This is a genomic window from Bacillus alveayuensis, from assembly GCA_030812955.1.
GTDB lineage: Bacteria > Bacillota > Bacilli > Bacillales > Aeribacillaceae > Bacillus_CB > Bacillus_CB alveayuensis.
The window spans coordinates 143,961-165,527 of sequence record JAUSTR010000004.1 but is presented as its reverse complement, the minus strand read 5'-3'; the positions used below and the strand labels follow the sequence as shown (position 1 = coordinate 165,527).

The window sequence follows — 21,567 nt, the reverse complement described above, 5'->3', positions numbered from 1 at the left end:
GGATAACCTTTCATACATTCCTCGTTTTCATAAATGGGAAATATAGGACGGTGATTGTCATGTTGGAAAACGAATTAAACGAAACCGAACAAGAGGAGTTTGTCCTAACACCAGAAGAGGAAGAGAAATTACGAAATCTTGCTGCATCCATCATTCAAAATTGGGATGTAACAGTAAATGAAATAGAAGTCATTCAAGGTGGACAAATGGCGTTAGTTTGGAAAATTCAAACCGATTTAGGACCTATTTGTTTAAAAAGAATACATCGCCCAGAGAAAAAAGCGTTATTTTCCATCAATGCTCAACATTATTTAGCAGAAAATGGAGCGCGTGTTCCCGCCATTATCCCAAATAAAGAAAATCAATTATTTACAAAATACGGACCATTTTTATTTGTTGTGTATGATTGGATTGAAGGAAGACCATTTGAGTTTTCTAATCCAGATGATTTAAAGATGGTCATGAAGGGACTAGGGGAGTTTCATCTTTGGTCAAAAGGCTACAAACCGCCTGAAGGAGTTCCAGTGTTTCGAAAGCTTGGACGTTGGCCTAATCATTACATTAAGCGACTACAACAAATGAAAACGTGGAAGCTAGCGGCTGAACAAATGCCAGATGACCCATTTTCTCAGCTGTATTTAGCTCAAATCGATCTATTTCTTGAAGAAGGAAAGAAGATTTTAAATAAACTTCTTTCCTCAAACTATCTTGAATGGGTTGCCGAAGAGAAAAAGGAGCCAACTTTATGCCACCAAGACTACGGAACAGGAAATACCCTCTTAGGAAATGACGGTGACATTTGGATCATTGATTTAGATACGGTTTCATTTGATTTACCAATCCGTGATTTACGTAAAATTATCATTCCGCTAATGGATACGACGACAGCTTGGAATGAAGATGAATTTCACTTTATGATTGAAGCTTATGAAACCATTAATCCATTAACCCCTGAACAGAAGGAAGTTATGTATATTGACAGTTTATTCCCGTATGAGCTTTATGATATCATTCGAGAAAAATATGTTCGAAAAACCGATATATTAGTTTCTGAACTGGAACAAGGCTTTATTTATGAACAAATTAAAGGAGATGCATTGAAAAAATATATTAATTGGTAATGAGTTAAGAAAAGCGAAAGCGTGGATGTTGACTTATCGGAAGGAGGAGAGGGAAGTTTACTAGTCGCTGGGCTGCTTTCGCTAGACATCCATAACTATATAAAAGGGTTTATTCCTTCGTGATCATGATATAAATTCTGATATGATAAAAAAACAAAGAAGCGAGGCGAAAAGCCTAGCTTCTTCAAATAAGGCTCTTTTCTAAAGATTGTTGCTTTACTATACGATAACTTTTCGACTGTCAGGCAAGCGATACGCTTGCTACACGCTAAAGCGTGACGTGAACCGAACAAAAGTCGATGATCGGACAAATATAATTTGTCCGACCACGTGCTTTGTTCGGCTCATGGCCAGTCGAAAAGCAACAAAGTTTACGAAAACAGTCTCAAATAAAATTGTGGAGTTAGACCTTTTTGTTTTTTATATTCCAATTAATGTAATTGTCTCAATTTCTTCAAAATTTACTTTGTTCGAATCGATTGTCACGTAACCATCTTTATATTCAGTTATTTTACCATAAAAAGATTCGTCTTTTGTTGTGCGGATGTTACAGCTAACATGCTTTAAGCTTTCAGGCAAATTTAATAACGTTTGAACCTTTTGTTCATTCGTCAGCATACTAAATGAAGTGATCGGCTTTTTCTCTACTTCCTTTTGTTCTAATCTCTTCGGCTTTTCAACAGCACTTTCTTTATTTTTCACTTCTTTCTTTTGCTTCTTTTTCATCACATACGTTTTTTGCATCGAGGAAAAGATCGGTTCTAATTCAGGCTGAATAATATACATTAATGGGGGATTTTTAAAGGATTGATGTTTTTTAATGGATTATCCCTCCCTTTATTTAGAAAATCATTTCAACAAAGTGTATGAGGGAAAAGATAAGGATATGACATTTTTCGTTGGATACAAATTTTGACACGTGTAGAGTGAAAAAACTGTACCATAAGTATCTGTAATATACTACCCTATATAATTATGATCGACTGCAAAAACGACTAAACGGCCTTAATCCCTATAGAAGATAGGACCAAGGCCGCTTTTTTTATTCCCACTGTCTACATGACAGGAAGCAGTTAAGTGTGATCTGGACACTGACAGCTTTTTTTATCGACCAAGAATATGGTAGCCGGAGTCTACGTGAATAATTTCGCCAGTTACACCACGAGATAAGTCGCTAAATAAGAATAGTGCTGTATCGCCAACCTCTTCTTGAGTTGTTGTACGACGTAGTGGTGCGCGCTCTTCAATTTCTTTTAAGATGGAATTAAAATCGCTAACCCCTTTTGCAGAAAGTGTACGAATTGGTCCCGCAGAAATCGCATTGACACGGATGCCTTCTTTCCCTAAGTCATTCGCTAAATATTTCACACTTGCATCAAGTGATGCTTTTGCTACACCCATGACATTGTAGTTTTGAACGACACGCTCTCCACCTAAATATGTTAATGTAACGATGCTTCCACCTTCAGTCATCAATGGACGAGCTGCTTTTGCTACAGCTGTTAGTGAGTAGGAGCTAATGTTATGGGCTAATAGGAAGCCGTCGCGCGTTGTATTTAAGTATTCACCGTTTAGTTCTTCTTTGTTGGCAAACGCAATACAATGTGCCACACCGTGGATCACGCCCACTTCTTCTTTAATCGTTTCAAAACATTTTTCGATTTCTTCATCGCTTGTTACATCACAAGGTAAAACAAGGTAATCTTCGCGACCTAGTGAATCAACAAGCTCACGTACAGACTTCTCCATACGTTCACCTACATATGTAAAAATTAAACGAGCACCCGCTGCATGTAAGGAACGTGCGATTCCCCATGCAATACTACGTTTATTCGCAACTCCCATGACAACAATATTTTTACCTTCAAAAGAGAGATTCATGTTTAATCCTCCTATTGTTTGTTACAAGTTATTAGTACCTAGTCATAATTATAGCATGATTATCATTATGATGACAATATTATTAACGTATAGTCAAAATATAAGTCCGATTTTTATAAGTTCCCCAATGTTTTAAGCTTAAAGAAACTAATAATTTCGAAGCAATCGATGGGGAGGATAAATGGAGAAAATCACGACATTCGCGATTTGTAATGGTAGGACTAATAAGAAGTGCGTAATCGTGAAGCGTTTGAACATGAGCATCTTTATATGATGAAGGGCACTTTTGACATAGCCATGTTCCACGTTTTCTTACTAGAGGTAGGGTAAAACATGTTGGACAATGGACACCAGATAATATTTCTGACTTAGATAATTCGAATTGAGAAAGAACGTCAAAATCTAAAGGGGTGTGCTTTTTTATAAAGTGCCGAGAAATCTTCTTCATTTCCTTTAAAGTCAAAATGTCTTTTTGATAGCACTTTTCCAATTGTTCTATTTTTTGAGGAAGATAGGCACTATGAAGGACTTTTTCATAAATCTCTTTATGACGAGGAGCGGTTTTAATTATGGATGAAGGATGACTAATCACAATGAATGTTTCAATTGGGATCGATGGGAAACGATTATTTTGTAACCATTTTGTGACAAAGTGTTGTTGCCTTTTTACTTGTAACACAGGATCTGGAAAACCCTCTTCTTTTTCATCTTTTGTTCGAATTAATTGATGGAAAGATTGGTCAAAAAATAAAGTTCCTGAAATATTTTTCACTTCAAGAATGAGTAAAAAACGACTAGTCAAAATGCAAGTATCTATTTGTGTATACTTTTTATCACCTACTTTAAGTCTAAGGTCATGAAAGATGTAATAACGATCTTGAGGCAGAAAATCTAAATAATAATCGATTGCCTTCTCTCCTTGATAACCAGCTAAACTTTTGGCTAGCTCCTCTTCAATTTGTTCCCGTTTTGGATGATTTTTCGGTAGCCTCCTTAACAAAGCTTCATATTTTTTAATCGTAAGCGGAATTTTCCGCTCTTTTTTTATCAAATTGTGCTCACTCCTTTCTTTTTAAATGAAGTTATTCTACAATTCATGTATTTTTCCTGCTCAAAAACGATCGATCACACCGAAAAAAATGAACATTGTAATAAATACTGTCCAAGTTTTGTCGAATACAATCTGATTTTTGTCGAATACAATCCAACTTCTGTCGAATACGATCCAACTTTTGTCGAATACGATCCGAACAAACAGATGCATTTGCTATCCAAACGAAAAGGACTGGGAGCACCCAGTCCTTTCCTCAAACTAAGCCCCTATATATTTTTGATAAATTCCTTTCGCTTCATTTATATCTTTTGTGCCATGAATTAAGGCTCTGCCATCTTGAAACAATACGATCCGATAAGGATTGATTGAAAAGGAAATTAAAAAGTCATTACCGACAATATCAGATACGAGCGGCTTTAATTTTTGGGCCACTTCTTTTAACGATAAAGCTTCCGTTGTGTTTGGCCGAATTTGGACCGTATTTCTTCCACATAAAACAGCTGTTTTCATTCCTCTTTCTTCTGTTAAATATGGATAGGTGGCATTTTGGCCGCAAGATGGGCAATCTTCCTTTTTAAGCTTTGCCATATCGACAATAGAATGTTGACGATTCCATACATCAAAAGATACGAGCTCTTTGGAAACGGGTTGCCCTACTAAATACTTGATCGTTTCCGTTACTTGATAGGAAGCAACCATTTGCACAACTGGTGCGATGACACCTACTGTATCACATGTCATTCCATCGTGAGGGATGGCTTTCATTAAGCAAGTTAAACACGGTGTTTCCTTTGGGATAATGGATACGCTCATTCCATAACTTTTCAAACATGCTCCATATATCCACGGAATGTTTTTTTTCATTGAGAGGTCATTGATTAAAAATCTAGTTTCAAAGTTGTCGGTGCCATCTAATATGAGGTCAACCCTTTCCAATAAGCCTTCTGCATTGGATGGGGTAAAGTCTCCAACGACAGCACGAATGGTTATTTCCTTATTAATTTCTTGCAAATGTTTTTTCGCTGCAATCGCTTTCGGCAGGCTTTGCTTAGCATCCTCTTCCGTGTAGAGCTGTTGACGTCCTAAATTGCTATAATCAACATAGTCACGATCAATAATCGTCAGCTTCCCAACACCGGCACGTGTGAGCATCTCTGCACTCGCACACCCTAATGCTCCTGCACCGACGATCAGCACATGACTCTTTAATAGTTTTTCCTGGCCTTTTTCACCTATTGGTGCAAATAATATTTGTCTTGAATAACGTTCCATCAAGTGGTAACCATTCCTTCCTGTGGGCTACTAGCTGACGCATATCTTTTTCTCGGAATACGTCCAGCTTCAAATCCTAATCGACCGGCTTCAATCGCTAATTTCATTGCTTTCGCCATTTTTACAGGATCATCTGCACCTGCTACGGCTGTATTTAATAATACACCGTCAGCCCCAAGCTCCATAGCTAACGCAGCATCAGCAGGCGAGCCAATACCTGCATCGACAATAACAGGGATCTTCGCTTGTTCAATAATAAATGAAAGATTTAACGGATTCAAAATACCTTGTCCCGAACCAATTGGTGAAGCACCTGGCATAATAGCATGGACTCCCAGCTCTTCTAGTTTTCTAGCTAATACAACGTCATCAGATGTGTATGGCAAGACGATAAATCCTTCCTCTAGCAGCATTTCCGATGCCTTTAACGTTTCAACTGGATCAGGGAGCAATGTTTTATCACAGCCAATGACCTCTACTTTTACCATATCACATAACCCGGATGCTTTTGCAAGTTTGGCAATTCTAACCGCTTCTTCCGCTGTTTTAGCCCCGGCAGTATTCGGTAATAGCGTATATTTTGATAAATCTAATTGCTCTAAAAAATTAGGTTGAGTTGGTTCAAAAATATTCATTCTTCTTACAGCAAACGTTAAAATTTCGGCTTCAGACACTTCAACAGCTTTCTTTTGAATGTCAAAAGAAGGGTATTTTCCTGTTCCTAATAGTAAACGAGATTGAAAGGTTTTATTGGCGATTTTTAACATTTTTCATCCTCCTCCTACAAAATGAACGATTTCAATTTGATCGCCTTCATGTAAACTTTGAGAATCATAGCCTTCTTTATTAATAATTTCACGATTTAATTCGACAACGACAATGCGATTTTCCAACTGATAATGTTTTAATAAATCCGCAATCGTTTGAATTTGATCATCGATGTTTACGAGCTTTCCATTTACTTGAATTTTCATTCTCTCACCTCCATTAAACGGCCGTTCGCAAACGGTTTATAGAAAACGCCCCTAAATAACGAGAAAATTGATTTTGCTTTAAAACAAGATCTTTCACAACGATTCCCGTTATCGGTGAAAGTAATATCCCATTTCGATAATGACCTGTAGCAAAAAAGACCCCTTCCCATTCCGGATGCTCCCCGATAATAGGCCACCCATCAAACGTCTGCGGTCTTAAAGATGACCAAGCTTCAAGAATCGATTGATTCGAAATGGACGGAACTAATTGCTGGGCATTATTCATTAAGGAAGAAATACCTTGAACAGTCGGCTCTTGATGCCAGCTATCCACAACTGATGTCGCCCCAATAATACAACGTCCATTTAATTTCGGAACAATATAACAATGCTCATGAAAAATCGTTTTCGTGACAAGCGGTTTGTCCATTCTAATTGCAAAGCATTCCCCTTTAACTGGCTTCATCGGATTTCTTAAACCGAGCTGCTCAAAAAATTTCCCGCTCCAAACGCCATTTGCGACGATGACTTTTTCACAATTAAAAATACCTAGAGGTGTTTTTAATGCATAGCTAGTGCCTGTTTTATTTACTTCATAAACTGGAGTTTGTTCATAAAAATCGGCCCCAAATGCCCTTGCACCTTTAGAAAATGCTTGACATAACGCTTTCGGCTCGACTTGCCCATCTCCTTTTATCCATAATGCCCCGATGATGTCATCTGTTAAATTCGGTTCTTGTTTTAACACTTCCTTTTGATCATGCCAAACAAACTCTTTTTCACGATCGGCTAACGACTTTAATTCCATTGCTTCACTTTCTGTAAAGGCGAGCTGATACATACCTTCTTGCACAAGCTGTACGTGAATTCCCGTTATTTCATATAAATCTTTCGAAACATTCGGAAATAAATCACGACTCTCTCGGCAAAACTCATAAAAAATGTCTCTTTTTTTATTTTCTGAATGGGCTCCTAACATTCCTGCCGCTGCACTAGTCGCTTTTGATCCTAATTGTTCACTTTCTAACACAGCAGCACGAATTCCTTCTTTGCCAAGCTGATAAGCAATCGAATTTCCGATTATTCCTCCTCCAATAATCCCAACTTCGTAATTCATCATCGTTTCTCCATCCCCTTCATCGAATCTTTTAAAGCTTTGGCAGCATCTTGCGGATGTGGTGATGAAAATAAATATGACATTACCGCAATGCCGGAAGCCCCAACTTTGATCACTTCTTGCACATTTTTTAAGGTTATACCCCCAATGGCAACGACTGGTATTGAAACGCTTTCGACAATCTTCTTTAGAGCCGTTATTCCCCGTGGCTCTACTCCTTTTTTAGAGTCCGTTTCAAAAATATGGCCGAATAAAACATATTGTGCCCCTTCTTGTTCTGCCCTCTTTGCTTCTTCGAGTGAATGAACGGATACTCCTACACACATTTGGGGAAACCTATTTTTGACCCTTTGTACAGGTAAGCTTGATTGTGGAAGATGAACATGAGACAGATTCGTCATAAAAGCAACATCCAATCGGTCGTTTATAATGAGTTTTTCCTTAGGACAATTGTTTTGTAAAAGCTGATCGATAAGGTCGATGATTTCCTTTGCACTTTTATTTTTTTCGCGAATGTGAATATAGTCTACATATTCCTCAATTGATAATATGATGTCCATAAGCTCTGACGTTGTTTTTTTCCCATCTGTAATCGCATGAATTTCCACACGATCCCCCCTTTTCAAAGGCTCTTTCTAAACGATTGTTGCTTTATATACTTTTAGACTGTCAGGCAATCGACATGTTTAATATGTCACGCTATTGCGTGAAATCGATTGTCGGACAAATGTGATTTATCCGACCACGTGCTTTATTCGGTTCATAGACAGTCGAAAAGCATCATAGTTTTTGAAAACAGCCTTTTCAAAAAACGAAAAAACCACTCTCCAAATAAAGGAAAGTGGTAAAAATGTATTGATCAACAACATAACTTATCATCTACATGTCCACTTCCCTACGCTGGTGTTAACCAGATCAGGTTCAAAGGGTCTTAAAGTTACACTTTAATCTCAGCCTTTCTGAAAGGCTCCCCTAGTGGTTTTCCTCATTCAGTTGTTTTATTTAACTTTCACTATACCATAATCATGGACATTTTAAAAGTGCGTTTTAACACCAATCACAAAATTCAAGTTCACGTTTTAATTCATCCACATATTCGCGTGAACCTGTAACGATGAGACGGTCACCGTTTTTAAGTTCTGTATCTCCATGAGGAACGATTGAATCCTTCCCTCTAAAAATACGCACAAAAATGACATCACCTGTAAACGGAAAATTTCTGAGTAAAATTCCATGATATTTATAATTATTCATATTAATTTGATACAATGTCGTTTCTTGATTTGATAATATTCGCATAACACTTGGCGACTCAATAAGAGCACGGAGTAAGATTTTCGTTGATAGTAGAACGGAGAACACATCAATTCCTTTTTCTTTAAGCTGCTCATCTAATTCAGGTGACGCAATACTTGCAATCACTCGATTTACCCCTAATTCTTTGGCTAACAAGGCAATTTTTGCATTTTGCTCTTCATTTCCTGTTGCAACAACAAGAATATCTGAATCGAAAATGTTATGCTTTTTCAGCGTTTCAAGCGAGTAATTTTCAAGCTCTATTATTTTAAATAATGATTCAGCTATTTTTTTGTCAATTTTATCTTGCTGGGTATGAAATACTGTTGTTTCATATAATTGATCATTTAATTCACGTGTGACAGGCAGAGTCAATTGATTTGCCCCAATAAAGAATACTTTTAATTTCGGATTTTCTCCTTCTTGCTTTGGGAAAATTTTACGGAATCCGATTGGTGAAACAATACTTGCAATGACGGCCACTAAAATGAGAGCCCCTGACATATTTGCATCAATAACATTCATCCGCTCTCCAATTTTTGCGGACGCAATGACAAGCGAAAGTGTTGATGTTAATAAAAAGGCTGAGGCAACAGTTGTTTTAGCGTCATACCAGCTTAATAAATAAAAGGCAGGGGCAAGCTTTGAAATAAATAAAGCTAAAAACAGCAACGGAATAAGCAATAAAATTTGTGGATCTTGGAACAATGTCCAAATATCAAGCTCAACCCCAACCATGACAAAGAAAATAGGAATTAAAAATCCGTAGCCAAATGAATCAAGCTTTTGTACCAAATCAGGGTTTGGCGACAATAGAGAAACTAACACTCCTGCTAAAAAAGCTCCTAAAATATTTTCAGCACCGACCGTTTCTGAAATAGAAACAAGGACGATAATTAATGTAAACACGGCCCTTGTACCGATTTGAACCGTTCCTTTCGACATTGTTTCAAGAAAAGAACGATTTTGGAATCTTTTTCCCAAAAAGTATAATAGAACTCCCGCTCCAAACAATATGAGTAACAGCCATGTATTGTTGTTTCCTTCACCATATACGGCCACAAAAATAGCTAATAAAATCATCGTTGCTAAATCAGCAATAACAGCAATCAGCAAAATAATTTGCCCAATATTTGATTTCATAATATGGGCATCTTTTAATGTAGGCACCACAACCCCTAAGGATATTGTCGAAATAATTAACGTCATTAAAAAGGCATTATCGATAAAGCCAGCCCACACGAAAAAATATGATAATAGAAAGGATAGTACAAAAATCCCGATAAAGACTATGGTTGCGACTAGAAACGTATTCGGTGCATTTTTTCCATTTGGAAGAATATCTTTTTTCTTATTTTTTGCAAAAGCTGAAAAATCAATTTCTACACCACTTAAAAACATTAAGAAGATAAATCCAAACGTTGACAATATTTCAAGCCATGGATCAGGATGAACGATATTAAAGCCGCTCTTCCCGATAATGAGTCCCATAATAATTTCAGCCACAACAACTGGAATCATATTTAACCTAAAGCGATGTAAAATGATCGGTGTTAAAAAAGCGACAATAAGCACAATCACTAACGAAGTCACTGAAGCATGATTTTCCATTAACAAAACCTCCTATATCAAGAGGAAATCTTAAGCCATTTTTAATCTCTATAATAAATAGTTCATAAAAAGTGTTGCCATACCAAAATAAATCAAAATACTAATCATGTCATTGATCGTTGTAATAAATGGACCCGAAGCAACGGCGGGATCAATGTTTAGCCGATGCATGATTAACGGAACAAAAGCACCAGCAATGGTTGATACAGTTAGCGTAGATAAAATGGATATCCCTACTAATAAACCGAGAAACAGCTCCTTTTGCCATAGAAAAACAATGAGTGTGACAAAGATTCCACAAACTAGACCAATAATTAAACCAGTACCTGCTTCTTTTAAAAGGACTTTTCCAATCTTATCTTTTTCTAAATCACCTGTCGCAATTCTTCGTACGGCAACCGCTAATGCTTGTGTTCCTGTATTTCCAGCCATTCCAGCAATCAATGGGATAAAGACGGCTAATATGGCCACTTTGTTCAAAGTATCTTCAAACTGTCCAATTAAGCTAGCTGTTAACATTCCTAAAAATAGTAAAATGATCAGCCATGGTAGACGCTTTTTTGCAGCTGAAATCGGATTAGGGTCATGTGAATCGACATCACTAACAGCAGCAAGCTTTGAATAATCATCTGACGCCTCTTCATCTAATACATCAATGATATCATCCACCGTAATAATTCCAAGCAAACGGTTTTGATAATCGACAACAGGAAGAGCTAAAAAGTCATAATCCTTCATCTTTCTAGCCACTTCTTCTTGATCATCACTAACCTTTACAGAGAAAACTCTCTCATTCATAATATCTGCAATCATCGATTCATCATCATGTATAATTAAATCCCGTAATGAAATAACCCCTACTAAACGTTTCTCTTCATCAATAACATAAACATAATAAATCGTTTCTGCATCAGGTGCTTTGCTTTTCAAAATTTGCATCGCTGAACGGACCGTTTGATTCGCATGAATCGCAATATATTCTGTTGTCATAATACTGCCGGCTGTAAATTTTTCATAATGAAGCAACTCACGAATTTCCTCGGCAGATTCTTTATTCATGATCGTTAAATAACTAGCTAGCTGATCCTGGTTGAGTTCATTTAAAACGTCTACAGCATCGTCAACATACATATTTTCAAACATTTGCGCCGCAAATGTAGGATTCATTTCTTCCAAATATTGCTTAAAGTTATCCTCATTTTCTTCGATGTTTTCAAAGATTGACGCCATTTCTTCTGGTGAAAGAAATTTATATAAATGCATTCTAGCATCTTTCTCTAATTTCAAAAAGAATTTTGTTTGATCATAAGGATGAAGCTTTAGAAAAATGTCACGAAACGTTGTGATATCTTCATTATACAAAGCATCGACTAATATTTTGTGATCATAATCTCGTTCAGTATTAGCAGTCACGATATTCCCTCCTCTCCGGAAAATTTGCTTTTATTTCCCAAAGATTCCGACCATCACTGTCTTACTATATTAGCAAATCTAATGATTGTTGTCGCTAATTATCGTAAAAAAACATCAATATATAAATAGACGGAATATTCGTAAAGCATAAGATAGCAAGGTTTCGTGACACCATTAACCACAAGTATTCCCGGTACGTCATCGAATTAGCTTTTAAACACAGATGTGGGACTATCCAATTAGAAGATCTGTCTGGAATTAGCAAAAATGAAGTGTTTTTGAAAAACTGGTCTTATTTTGACCTTCAAGAAAAAATTCAGTATAAAGCCAAGCTAGTAGGGATAAAGGTAATTAAGATTAATCCTGAATACACTTCACAGCGTTATAGTAAATGTGGTCATATCGCTAATGAAAATCGTTTTGAAGAGAATTTTTGATGCACTAAATGCGGTTTTAGAACTCACGCCGATTATAATGCTGCAAAGAATATTGCTCATCCAAAGATCGAAGGGATTATTAAGAAACAGTTGAACACTGTTGGAAGATGATTAAAATTCCGGGGCGATTCAACGTCCTTAAATCGAGAAGTACAGTAAATGATACACTACCGGAACGTTAACACTCGATAAGGTAGTGTCAAAAGTTCTATGAAAACTTAATAAATGCGCAGAGTTATTTCCATGTATTAGGTGGTAAGTCCCCGCAATCGCTCTTGACAAACACGCCAATGGTTGAATGTGAGGATATCAAGGGCGAAGGGAACAAAAAGAAGTCATACCAAATAAGCCCTTGGTCTTTCCATTTTAAACCATTGGCGAGTTCGGTTTGTCAAGAGTTCGCTGTTGCCGATTGCTGAGTAACCCAAGGGATCAGCTATACAAAAAGTGAAGCTGAACGTTGCTCGACGATCCATTGTTGGGCTAACTCAATCAGCTTTGTCCAACGAGCAGTCATGGTAGGTAGCCCAAGTAATGCCGGGTGGACAACAGGCACTTTCCTTTCTAGAGCCGCGTGAGGACGTAAGAAGTTAAAATAAGCGACAAACAATGTGACGAAAGATACGGAACCGTGTTCAGACCCTAATCCGTGTGTCGGGCGATAGTTGCCCTTATATGTTCGATTGAGCCCTTCGACAATTTGTTTCAGAGGTCGATATTCGGTTGAAACAGGATCTTCATTGGTGAGACCAATGACTTGTTTTACATCAAACGAAATCCCATGTTGAGCTAAGAAATGTTGGGTGAGAAGGTAGATTGGATTCCCGTCGACAACGAATATAAGATTTTCAGGTATTTCTTTCATCTTTAGTAATACTTCATCGATCGCACGAATAGCGGACGTTGTGTCACGGTTTGAAGACACGGGGTAAGAAAGGATAATCTTTTTCACCGCATCAAACAAGAAAAACAGATAATGCCATCGACCGTTTACGCAGATGTACGTTTCGTCCCCACAAAATTGATCTGAAAGCTCATACGGATAGTGATCCACATACATATATGTTTTGCTGGAAGGAAGCGATCCGACAGCCAATTCAGCGGTCATGAAAGTGATTCAAAGCGCTTACAACTCCTTGTCAGACAAAAAAAATATTCAGCCTGATGTCGAATATTATTATGGCTCTGACAAAATCAATCTTTTTGATCAGACAGGTTCGATACTTATTGGTTTTTTTGTCTTTTTCTTTGTTTTTATTATAGGCGGCATTTCATTTTTGCAGGAAAGAACGCAAGGAACATTATAAAAATTGTTGTCGACACCGATTAAAAGATGGGAGATTGTAACAGGTTATTTGCTGGGATTTGGTTTATTTACGATTGTTCAATCGTTCGTTATTGTCACGTACTGCGTATATGTACTTGATATTTGGATGGCGGGAGATTTTTGGCAGCTATCAGTCGTCACTTTTTTGCTGGCGATCACGGCACTGACGCTTGCTACCCTTTTATCAGCCTTTACTAATAAGACGAAAAAAGATTTGCTGATTTCCATCGTCTCGCCGATGATTATGAAATTTGCTGTTTTATATAATTATTTACTAAAATGTAATAATCAATATAAAACTAGCGTTGCATTGAATTAAATTATAGTAATGTTCAAAGTTATCAGTTAATAAAAAATCCTTTACTATGGAAAGTACAAGGTTGCTGTTCAAATCCAAAGTAAAGGGTTCATATTTGTATTGGTAAGTATTTCTTTTTTTCATATGCTGTAAAAACACATTTTCCGTTCATACAGCAGTCTGTTATTACAAAACGGCTATGATAACAATTATAGCCAATTGTCTTCAAGCACTTATCAATAATAGTGCGCTTTTGTAAGCATACCCAATTTGAAGTCGCATGAAGTGCCAGACATTTTTTATTTTATACCGCTTTTGTTTTCGTAAACTGGCTGTAATAAAGGTCAGCATAGAAACCATTGGCTTTTAACAGTTCACGGTGGGTTCCATGTTCAATTACTTTTCCTTGATCCATGACTAAAATGATATCGGCGTTTCTAATTGTAGAGAGCCGGTGGGCAATGACAAAACTTGTCCGGCCTTCCATTAAACGGTTCATGGCCTGTTGGATTAAAAGCTCTGTTCGAGTATCGACGTTTGATGTCTCCTTATCCAAAATTAAGATCGGGGGGTCAGCAAGAATCGCCCGAGCAATCGTTAGAAGCTGCTTTTGATCTTGAGAGATGTTCGAAGCTTCCTCATTTAAGAGCGTATCGTACCCTTCTGGCAAGGTCCGGATTAAATGGTCGCACATGCTGTTTTTGCCGCTTGAAAAATTTCTTCGTCAGTCGCCCCGTTTTTACCATAAGCAGTGTTTTCTTTGATTGTTACGTGAAAGAGCCATGTATCCTGTAGCACCATTCCAAATGTGTTGCGGAGATTTTCGCGGGTTTTTCACGAATATCAATACTACCACTATGAATCTCATAAAATCTCATCAATAAATTGATGGGTAATCGGAAAATAGTGTGGAAAGAGGGTTAAAAAGTTCCCTCTTCCATAGCCTTATTCAGTGTGGAAAAATCAGCACCATAGATTTCTTCATACACCCATTCATATACTGGTTTTAACCAATTTGGCATTTGATTAGGTAGCATTTTACCGAATGTAACTTCAACTTCTTTGAATTTCTTTTTCTTTTTGACTTTACGATAGCCCTGTGTGAACAAAATCTTGGCTCTGAGGGCTTCAAAAGAGTAACCACGACCAATAATGATTCATTGTCTTAATTAAGCGATTTAGGGACTCTGTAGACTTTACAACTGTTTTTTATGAGTCAATAATGCTTATAATAGAACGAGGTGATGAAAAATGAAGTACGATATTATTGGAGATATACACGGTTGTTTTGTTGAATTTTTACAGCTAACAAAAAAATTAGGGTACCATTGGAGAAATAAAACACTTGAACATCCTGATGGCCGAAAGCTTGTCTTTGTTGGAGATTTAACCGATCGCGGTCCGAACTCTTTAAAAGTCATTGAAACCGTCTATCAAATCGTAAAACAACATAAAGGAATTTACGTTCCTGGTAATCATTGTAATAAATTATATCGCTTTTTCCGTGGCAATCCGGTTCAAATTGCCCACGGCTTAGAAACAACAGTGGCGGAATATGAAAGCTTGCATGATGAACAACAAAGATTGATTCGCGGCATGTTTATGGAACTTTATGAACAAGCCCCACTCTATGCCATTTTAGATAACGGGCAGCTAGTTGTAGCTCATGCTGGGCTGAAAGAGGAGTATATAGGAAGAAAAGACAAAAAGGTAAAAACTTTTGTACTTTATGGAGATATAACAGGAAAGAAAAACGCTGACGGTACACCAGAACGAAGAGACTGGGCAAAGGAATATAAAGGAAAAGCTTTTATTGTTTATGGGCACACACCTGTTAAAAAACCACGTTTTATCCATAATACTGTCAATATTGATACAGGTTGTGTATTTGGAAATTGTTTAACGGCATTACGATATCCAGAAAAAGAAACGATTTCTGTCCCTTCGACAATGCCATATGTCCCTGAAAAATTTAGAGCTTTTCATGATGAAGATTAAACATTGAAAAGCATGCCCCGCTTCATTAGGCATGCTTGTTTAATACATTTTTCATATCCTCTGGGATTGGACATGTAAACGAAAGTGTTTTTTTACAAAATGGATGATAAAAATCAATTTGATAGCTATGCAGTGCTTGGCGGTTGATGTCTGTTTTCTCCCCTCCGTAAAGGGCATCTCCACATAATGGATGGCCAATGTGAGCCATATGAACACGTATTTGATGGGTTCTTCCTGTTTCTAATTGGAGCTCGACAAATGTACACTTTTGTAAACGTTTTAGCACACGAAAGTGAGTAATCGCCTGCTGACCATCTTCACGTACAGTCCGTTCAATAATACTATCTTCCTTTCGTGAGATTGGCGCCTGTATCGTTCCGTGATCTTGTTTAAGAACCCCATGTACAATCGCAACATATGTCCTTTTAATCGTTCCGTTTTGCTGCTCTTTCGAAAATAACGAGTGACTAAAGCGATGCTTTGCCACAAGCATGATTCCTGAAGTATCTCGATCCAATCGATTGACGATATGAACGGTGCGTTCTTCACCATGTTGTTGAAAATGATATAGCAATCCGTTAGCTAAGCTTCCCGTCGGATGCTCGCGGGATGGAATCGTCGATACGTATGGTGGTTTATTCACAACGAGACAATGTTCATCTTCAAAGACGATTTCAAATGGGACTTTTTCCGGTTTCATCGACTCACTCGGCTTTTCTTCTGGAAAAATAACAACGACAACGTCTTCTTTTTTTAACACATACCGTACATTTTCCTCTTTTCCATTTACAATAATTTTCCCACCATGAAATTTAATATCTGTCAAAGCTGCCTTTGAAATTTGTTGTTTCCGCAAAAATTCACGAAGGAACATCCCCTCATGTTCTTTGTCAATAACCCAATTTAACTGAAACGATTTCACGATCTAACCCTTTCCTTCTGGATTCACGAATATTTTTGTACCATTCCTTAATCATTTTCTGTAATAAAGGATTCGCGGACTCGTTTCCAAAATGGGAACGGACGGAAGCGTGCAAAGCGAACTTTTTCATTGGCAACCCGACATTGAATAGATTTTACATTTTTGTGCAAAAGCGTTAAGTGATCAATTGTAATTTGATAGTCCACATCGTTTACTGGCCGTAATAGGCAAGTATGATGATCTGGTAAAATGAGCGGTGAACCAATTGTCCGAAAGACCCGATTGTTAATCGAAGCCATTTCTGTTAATTGAATCGCTGGAAGAGAAGGATGAAGGATTGCTCCCCCTAATGCTTTATTGTATGCAGTGCTCCCTGTTGGGGTCGAAATACATAAACCATCCCCTCTAAATGTTTCAAATAATTGTCCTTTTATTTCAACATCCATCACAAGTGTACCTTCTATGCTTTTCACCGTACACTCATTCAAGGCTAAATAACGCGTTTCCTTTCCACCATGGTGATGTCGAATAATGACCTCTAACAAAGGATATTCAACGACCTGATAAGGCGTTTTCGCAATGGCAATGACGAGCTTTTCAATCTCCTCTGGCACCCAATCTGCATAAAAACCTAAATGTCCAGTATGTACACCGATAAAAGCCGTTTTATCTAATCGCCCTCGGTAACGGTGAAAGGCGTATAAAAGCGTCCCATCACCACCAACCGATATACAAATGTCTGGTTCATCTTCGTCATATTCCAATTCAAAATCTAGTAAATAAGAGCGCATTTTTTGGGCTAAAATATTCGATGTTCCATCACCTTTAGATGAGATCGCGAATTTCATAGTCTCCAAGCTCCTTTATAAATGAAATTAAGACTCCGTTTTTCGGGAAAAAATAACTTGTGCCTCTCGAATTTCCTCACGAATTTGCGACATTTCTTCATCTAAACGGTAGGCTGCTTCCGCTGCCCGTTGCAAACGTAATTTAATGTCTTCTGGTATGTTACCGCTATATTTATAATTTAATGAATGTTCAATCGTTGCCCAAAAGTTCATAGCTAATGTTCGGATTTGAATTTCCACAAGAATTTTTTTTAACCCTTTAAAGGTTTGAACAGGATATTTGGCCACAACATGGTAAGAACGGTATCCACTGTCTTTTTTATGATTGATATAATCCCGTTCTTCGACAATTTCAAGGTCATGGCGTTCGCGAAGCATTTTGACAACCGTCTTGATATCATCGACAAATTGACACATAATGCGCAGACCAGCGATATCTTGAATTTCATCTTCAATATTTTCTATAGGGATATTTTTTCTGCGTGCTTTATCTAATATACTTGCAATTGGTTTTACCCGTCCTGTTACAAATTCAATAGGGGAGTGTTCACCTTCCAATTCAAATTGAGAGCGAAGCCCTTTTAGCTTTACCTTCAGCTCTTCCACTGCTTGCTTATATGGTGATAAAAATTGTTCCCATTTTTGATAATTCATATTTTCCCCCCTCTAAAACAAAAAAACCTCAATTCAACCTGTTTCACAACTGAAAAATGTCTGTTACTTTCTTTTCCATTTCTTCTCCGTAATTAGCATTTCCTTTAATATTTTCAATTAAATAATCGAGCTCAGTATGAAAATCTTGAAGGAATATATGTTTATCATTGACAACAGCATAGACGGGAAGATTGTGTTCACGTGCTTCCTTTAATGCTGGCCAAAATGACGACGGCACGCTAAGATAAACAAAATCCTCACCGTTATCTAAAAGATAAATAAAAGCAAGCTGATCCGAATCTGCTAACATTTGCCCTTTTGCGTGTAAGTTTTCCGCTTCATCGGATAAAGACTCGACTTTTAGTAAAAGCTTTTCCTCATTATGTATCGCTTCTTTAACTTCCATTCGTTTTTTCATCGATATCTCCTTCCCGATGCTTTTTTGTCTTCTTTTGCTTCGAAAGATTAAAATAGCGCACGGTTGATTAGCTAGTAGGAGCTTTCCAAATTTTATTGTATCATAATAATAGAACGTTTTCTCGAATGAGTCACATAGGAAATCGATTCTTTCACATAAAAAATATGAAAGAAAGGAACGCATTTATGAGTCAACAAATAGAAATCGAATTTAAAAATTTGTTAACAAAAGAGGAATTTGAAAGATTATGCAGCTTTTTGGGCCTAGCCTCTACACATTTTCATAAACAGGAAAACCATTACTTCGATACTCCTCAGTTTTCTTTAAAGGAAAAGGGAGCAGCCTTACGAATAAGAGCAAAAAACGGAAAATATGTTTTAACGTTAAAAGAACCTGCGAAAATCGGACTTTTAGAAACCCACCAACCTTTGTCAGAAAATGAATGTAAAATTGCCCTTCAAACATTTTCTTTGCCAGAAAGCGGAGAAGTTTTGGATCGGCTAATCGCGCTAAATATCGAGCCATCCAACCTGCAATATTTTGGGGCGCTTACAACGTATAGAGCGGAAAAACGTTATGAAAATGGTTTAGTGATCTTAGATCATAGCCGATATTTAAATAAAGAGGATTTTGAAATAGAGTACGAAGTCGATGACGCGTCTCAAGGAAAAAAGCAGTTTCTTACTTTTTTGCAAACACATAACATACCAGTTCGCAAAACGGAAAACAAAATTAAACGTTTTTATTTAGCGAAATATGAACAATGCTAAAAGGGGAGCTTTCGTATGATTAATCTTTACAAGCACATGAAAACGATATTTGAGTTAAAAGCACTCCAAAACTTAACAGCTAGTCAAAGAAGGACTTGGAACGAAAAAAGTGAAGAAGAAAGCATACCATTTCAGCAGCTTCTTGCTTCCTTCACGAATGTCCAAAAAGAGCCGACCAGTCCTAAGGAAAGAGTTCCATCCATATCATTACAGACAGTAAACAAATCCATTTCGATTACGGCTAGTAAAGATGTTGATTCGATTATTGAACAAGCCGCTATAAAATACGGGGTTGACGCTCAATTAATTAAAGCTGTTATCCAACAGGAATCAGGCTTTAATCAACACGCGATTAGTCCAAAAGGAGCCGTCGGATATATGCAACTAATGCCGAATACAGCTAAAGCATTAGGCGTCAATCCATATGATCCTGTTCAAAACATTGAAGGGGGAACGAAATATTTAAAACAAATGCTAACCAAATATAATGGAAACATTGAATTAGCACTCGCCGCCTATAATGCAGGACCTGGAAATGTTGATAAATACGGAGGAATCCCACCTTTTAAAGAAACGGAAAACTACGTAAGAAAAATCATCAACGATTATTACGTTTAACCAACACCTTCTATCTTTATAATATGAAATTGTTGCGGACTAAAAGCCAGCCATGAACATGCTGGCTTTTTTATTGAACTCCTTTGGGCAAAAAGACGATTCGTTTGAGAAATCAAAAACCCATTGATAAAATAGTAATACATTTAAGTTTTAATTGATATTAAAGGAGATACAATCATGAAAAATCCATCCTTAACACCATATGAAGTGATTGGAGAACAACGATTATCGGAGCTCGTTGATTCCTTTTATGATAAAGTTCGTAAACATCCTTTGCTGAAACCGATTTTTCCTGATGATTTAACAGAAACCGCCCGGAAACAAAAGCAATTTTTAACACAATTTTTAGGAGGCCCGCCTCTTTATACAGAAGAACATGGCCACCCTATGCTTCGGGCACGGCACTTAGCATTCCCGATTACACCTAAAAGAGCACACGCATGGTTAAACTGTATGAAAGAGGCAATGGATGAGGTAGGACTTGAAGAAGAAGTTCGTGAATATTTTTATAACCGACTCATATTAACTGCCCAGCATATGATTAATACTCCAGATGACGATGAAATGAGAGAGGGTTTTTCAGGTGAACAAGAATCATTCTCTTGATCAGCATGCGGCGAATTTTTTCTCCCATTGTCATGGGAATCCTAAAAAGCCTCTGGAAGTTTACATGTTTATCGACCCTTTATGTCCTGAATGCTGGGCGTTAGAACCGTTTATCAAAAAATTGTTAATCGAATATGGCCGTTTTTTTACTCTTCGCCATATTCTTTCGGGACGTTTAGCATCTTTAAATTTAACAAAAAAACGAACACCAGAAAATATTGCACAATCTTGGGAAAAAACGGCGAGTCTCTCTGGAATGTCTTGTGATGGTACATTATGGTTTGAAAATCCGATCTCATCCCCATATACTGCGTCTTTAGCCATTAAAGCGGCTGAGCTGCAAGGGAGAAAGGCAGGAATACGTTTTTTGCGTAAACTGCAGGAAGTCGTTTTTTTGGAAAAACAAAATGTGTCAAACGAAAAAGTGTTGCTTGAGATTGCCAAAAGTGTAAATCTTGATGTAGATGAGTTTCAAAATGATTTATTTTCGACAAGTGCCATGAAAGCATTACAATGTGACTTTAAAATCACAACAGAAATGGATGTTCACGAGATTCCATCACTCATTTTTTTTCATTGTGATTCAGATAAGGAAGGTTTAAAAATAACTGGTTTATATCCATATGAAACATATGTGAATGTGCTGGAGGAGTTAATAGGACATAGGCTAAAACCATCACAAATCCCTCCTTTAGAAATGTTTTTAAAGTTTTTTAAATTTGTTGGAACTGAAGAAATAGCGGTTGTTTACAATATGACGAGAAAACAAGTAGAGAGGGAAATGAAACGTTTCCAACTCATGAAAAAAGTAGAACGAGTTCCCGTCAAATACGGAACATTTTGGCGTTATATTGAATAAAACAACAGGAATCGGTTTTTTCCGATGCCTGTTGTTTGTATACAAAGTCTTTTTCTAAGGAATTTTTCAGACA

The 21,567-nt window shown here is 37.2% G+C and carries 23 protein-coding genes, 2 pseudogenes and 1 riboswitch; of the genes and pseudogenes, 9 read left to right on the top strand and 16 right to left on the bottom strand.

All coding sequences use genetic code 11. The features are described from left to right. Positions 1 to 59 precede the first annotated feature (59 nt). The gene (locus J2S06_RS07730) at positions 60 to 1,121 is read left to right on the top strand and encodes a CotS family spore coat protein (protein ID WP_044749031.1); all 1,062 of its coding nucleotides are present in this window, start codon (positions 60 to 62) and stop codon (positions 1,119 to 1,121) included. Positions 1,122 to 1,541: 420 nt separating this feature from the next. Here the strand turns inward: J2S06_RS07730 and J2S06_RS07725 are convergent, their stop codons facing one another. The 10 genes from J2S06_RS07725 to mgtE form a co-directional block, all read right to left on the bottom strand. Next, positions 1,542 to 1,907, bottom strand: a complete 366-nt coding sequence (locus J2S06_RS07725) for a CotO family spore coat protein (RefSeq protein ID WP_419151890.1) — start codon at positions 1,905 to 1,907, stop codon at positions 1,542 to 1,544. Between the two features lie 318 nt (positions 1,908 to 2,225). Continuing rightward, the gene (fabI, locus tag J2S06_RS07720) at positions 2,226 to 3,002 is read right to left on the bottom strand and encodes an enoyl-ACP reductase FabI (protein ID WP_419151889.1); all 777 of its coding nucleotides are present in this window, start codon (positions 3,000 to 3,002) and stop codon (positions 2,226 to 2,228) included. An 82-nt stretch (positions 3,003 to 3,084) separates the two neighbouring features. Further along, a complete protein-coding gene (locus J2S06_RS07715) occupies positions 3,085 to 4,053 on the bottom strand; it encodes a nuclease-related domain-containing protein (RefSeq protein WP_419151888.1) in 969 nt (322 codons plus the stop codon). 261 nt (positions 4,054 to 4,314) lie between these two features. Beyond that, on the bottom strand, positions 4,315 to 5,331 hold the full coding sequence (locus tag J2S06_RS07710; RefSeq protein ID WP_419151887.1) for a MoeB/ThiF family adenylyltransferase: 1,017 nt from the start codon (positions 5,329 to 5,331) through the stop codon (positions 4,315 to 4,317). Next, complete coding sequence (locus J2S06_RS07705; protein WP_044895673.1) at positions 5,328 to 6,095, bottom strand: thiazole synthase; 768 nt, start codon at positions 6,093 to 6,095, stop codon at positions 5,328 to 5,330. Before J2S06_RS07705 ends, J2S06_RS07710 begins: the two co-directional genes overlap by 4 nt. 3 nt (positions 6,096 to 6,098) lie before the next feature. Next, positions 6,099 to 6,302, bottom strand: a complete 204-nt coding sequence (gene thiS, locus J2S06_RS07700) for a sulfur carrier protein ThiS (protein WP_419151886.1) — start codon at positions 6,300 to 6,302, stop codon at positions 6,099 to 6,101. 13 nt (positions 6,303 to 6,315) lie between these two features. Further along, positions 6,316 to 7,422, bottom strand: coding sequence for a glycine oxidase ThiO (thiO, locus tag J2S06_RS07695; protein ID WP_052659567.1), 1,107 nt, complete (start codon positions 7,420 to 7,422; stop codon positions 6,316 to 6,318). Further along, entirely contained in the window at positions 7,419 to 8,027 is a 609-nt protein-coding gene (gene tenI / locus J2S06_RS07690; protein ID WP_044895671.1) for a thiazole tautomerase TenI, read from the bottom strand. Before tenI ends, thiO begins: the two co-directional genes overlap by 4 nt. A gap of 267 nt (positions 8,028 to 8,294) precedes the next feature. Then, positions 8,295 to 8,403: riboswitch (TPP riboswitch) on the bottom strand. A 63-nt stretch (positions 8,404 to 8,466) separates the two neighbouring features. Beyond that, positions 8,467 to 10,326, bottom strand: coding sequence for a monovalent cation:proton antiporter family protein (locus tag J2S06_RS07685; RefSeq protein ID WP_419151885.1), 1,860 nt, complete (start codon positions 10,324 to 10,326; stop codon positions 8,467 to 8,469). A gap of 48 nt (positions 10,327 to 10,374) precedes the next feature. After that, positions 10,375 to 11,703: a magnesium transporter gene (gene mgtE / locus J2S06_RS07680; RefSeq protein WP_419151934.1), complete on the bottom strand. Its 1,329-nt coding sequence runs from the start codon at positions 11,701 to 11,703 to the stop codon at positions 10,375 to 10,377. A 161-nt stretch (positions 11,704 to 11,864) separates the two neighbouring features. Between mgtE and J2S06_RS07675 the strand changes: the two genes are divergently transcribed. Next, positions 11,865 to 12,176, top strand: coding sequence for an IS200/IS605 family accessory protein TnpB-related protein (locus J2S06_RS07675; RefSeq protein WP_419151933.1), 312 nt, complete (start codon positions 11,865 to 11,867; stop codon positions 12,174 to 12,176). Between the two features lie 436 nt (positions 12,177 to 12,612). Here J2S06_RS07675 and J2S06_RS07670 read toward each other — a convergent pair. Continuing rightward, positions 12,613 to 13,233, bottom strand: a pseudogene (locus tag J2S06_RS07670) (IS6 family transposase); the annotation flags it as partial. Positions 13,234 to 13,282: 49 nt separating this feature from the next. On the opposite strand from J2S06_RS07670, the gene J2S06_RS07665 reads away from it, so the two are divergent. Further along, positions 13,283 to 13,483: a hypothetical protein gene (locus J2S06_RS07665; protein ID WP_419151884.1), complete on the top strand. Its 201-nt coding sequence runs from the start codon at positions 13,283 to 13,285 to the stop codon at positions 13,481 to 13,483. A 6-nt stretch (positions 13,484 to 13,489) separates the two neighbouring features. Next, positions 13,490 to 13,822 carry an ABC transporter permease subunit gene (locus tag J2S06_RS07660; protein ID WP_419151883.1) on the top strand — a complete coding sequence of 111 codons (333 nt, stop codon included), beginning with the start codon at positions 13,490 to 13,492 and terminating at the stop codon, positions 13,820 to 13,822. A gap of 283 nt (positions 13,823 to 14,105) precedes the next feature. On the opposite strand, the pseudogene J2S06_RS07655 reads toward J2S06_RS07660, so the two are convergent. Next, positions 14,106 to 14,691 (bottom strand): annotated as a pseudogene (locus tag J2S06_RS07655) (ABC transporter ATP-binding protein); the annotation flags it as partial. A 361-nt stretch (positions 14,692 to 15,052) separates the two neighbouring features. Here J2S06_RS07655 and prpE point away from each other — a divergent pair. After that, positions 15,053 to 15,799: a bis(5'-nucleosyl)-tetraphosphatase PrpE gene (prpE, locus tag J2S06_RS07650; protein ID WP_419151882.1), complete on the top strand. Its 747-nt coding sequence runs from the start codon at positions 15,053 to 15,055 to the stop codon at positions 15,797 to 15,799. Between the two features lie 25 nt (positions 15,800 to 15,824). Here prpE and J2S06_RS07645 read toward each other — a convergent pair whose 3' ends face one another. Genes J2S06_RS07645 through J2S06_RS07630 form a run of 4 tightly spaced genes read right to left on the bottom strand, consistent with a single transcriptional unit; the run spans position 15,825 to position 18,641 of the window. Further along, positions 15,825 to 16,721, bottom strand: a complete 897-nt coding sequence (locus J2S06_RS07645; RefSeq protein WP_419151881.1) for an RluA family pseudouridine synthase — start codon at positions 16,719 to 16,721, stop codon at positions 15,825 to 15,827. Positions 16,722 to 16,768: 47 nt separating this feature from the next. Beyond that, on the bottom strand, positions 16,769 to 17,569 hold the full coding sequence (locus J2S06_RS07640; RefSeq protein ID WP_419151880.1) for an NAD kinase: 801 nt from the start codon (positions 17,567 to 17,569) through the stop codon (positions 16,769 to 16,771). 27 nt (positions 17,570 to 17,596) lie between these two features. After that, complete coding sequence (locus J2S06_RS07635; RefSeq protein ID WP_044893493.1) at positions 17,597 to 18,223, bottom strand: GTP pyrophosphokinase; 627 nt, start codon at positions 18,221 to 18,223, stop codon at positions 17,597 to 17,599. A gap of 43 nt (positions 18,224 to 18,266) precedes the next feature. Further along, positions 18,267 to 18,641 (bottom strand): UPF0738 family protein, encoded by a 375-nt coding sequence (locus J2S06_RS07630; RefSeq protein ID WP_419151879.1) that lies wholly within the window; start codon positions 18,639 to 18,641, stop codon positions 18,267 to 18,269. 185 nt (positions 18,642 to 18,826) lie between these two features. Here J2S06_RS07630 and J2S06_RS07625 point away from each other — a divergent pair, with 185 nt between their 5' ends. The 4 genes from J2S06_RS07625 (at position 18,827) to J2S06_RS07610 (ending at position 21,494) form a co-directional block, all read left to right on the top strand. Then, the gene (locus tag J2S06_RS07625; protein ID WP_419151878.1) at positions 18,827 to 19,411 is read left to right on the top strand and encodes a CYTH domain-containing protein; all 585 of its coding nucleotides are present in this window, start codon (positions 18,827 to 18,829) and stop codon (positions 19,409 to 19,411) included. 15 nt (positions 19,412 to 19,426) lie between these two features. Further along, positions 19,427 to 20,029, top strand: a complete 603-nt coding sequence (locus J2S06_RS07620) for a lytic transglycosylase domain-containing protein (protein ID WP_044893496.1) — start codon at positions 19,427 to 19,429, stop codon at positions 20,027 to 20,029. 177 nt (positions 20,030 to 20,206) lie between these two features. Continuing rightward, on the top strand, positions 20,207 to 20,635 hold the full coding sequence (locus J2S06_RS07615; protein ID WP_044893497.1) for a globin domain-containing protein: 429 nt from the start codon (positions 20,207 to 20,209) through the stop codon (positions 20,633 to 20,635). Then, positions 20,613 to 21,494, top strand: coding sequence for a ClpXP adapter SpxH family protein (locus J2S06_RS07610; RefSeq protein ID WP_044893498.1), 882 nt, complete (start codon positions 20,613 to 20,615; stop codon positions 21,492 to 21,494). Before J2S06_RS07615 ends, J2S06_RS07610 begins: the two co-directional genes overlap by 23 nt. Positions 21,495 to 21,567 lie beyond the last annotated feature (73 nt).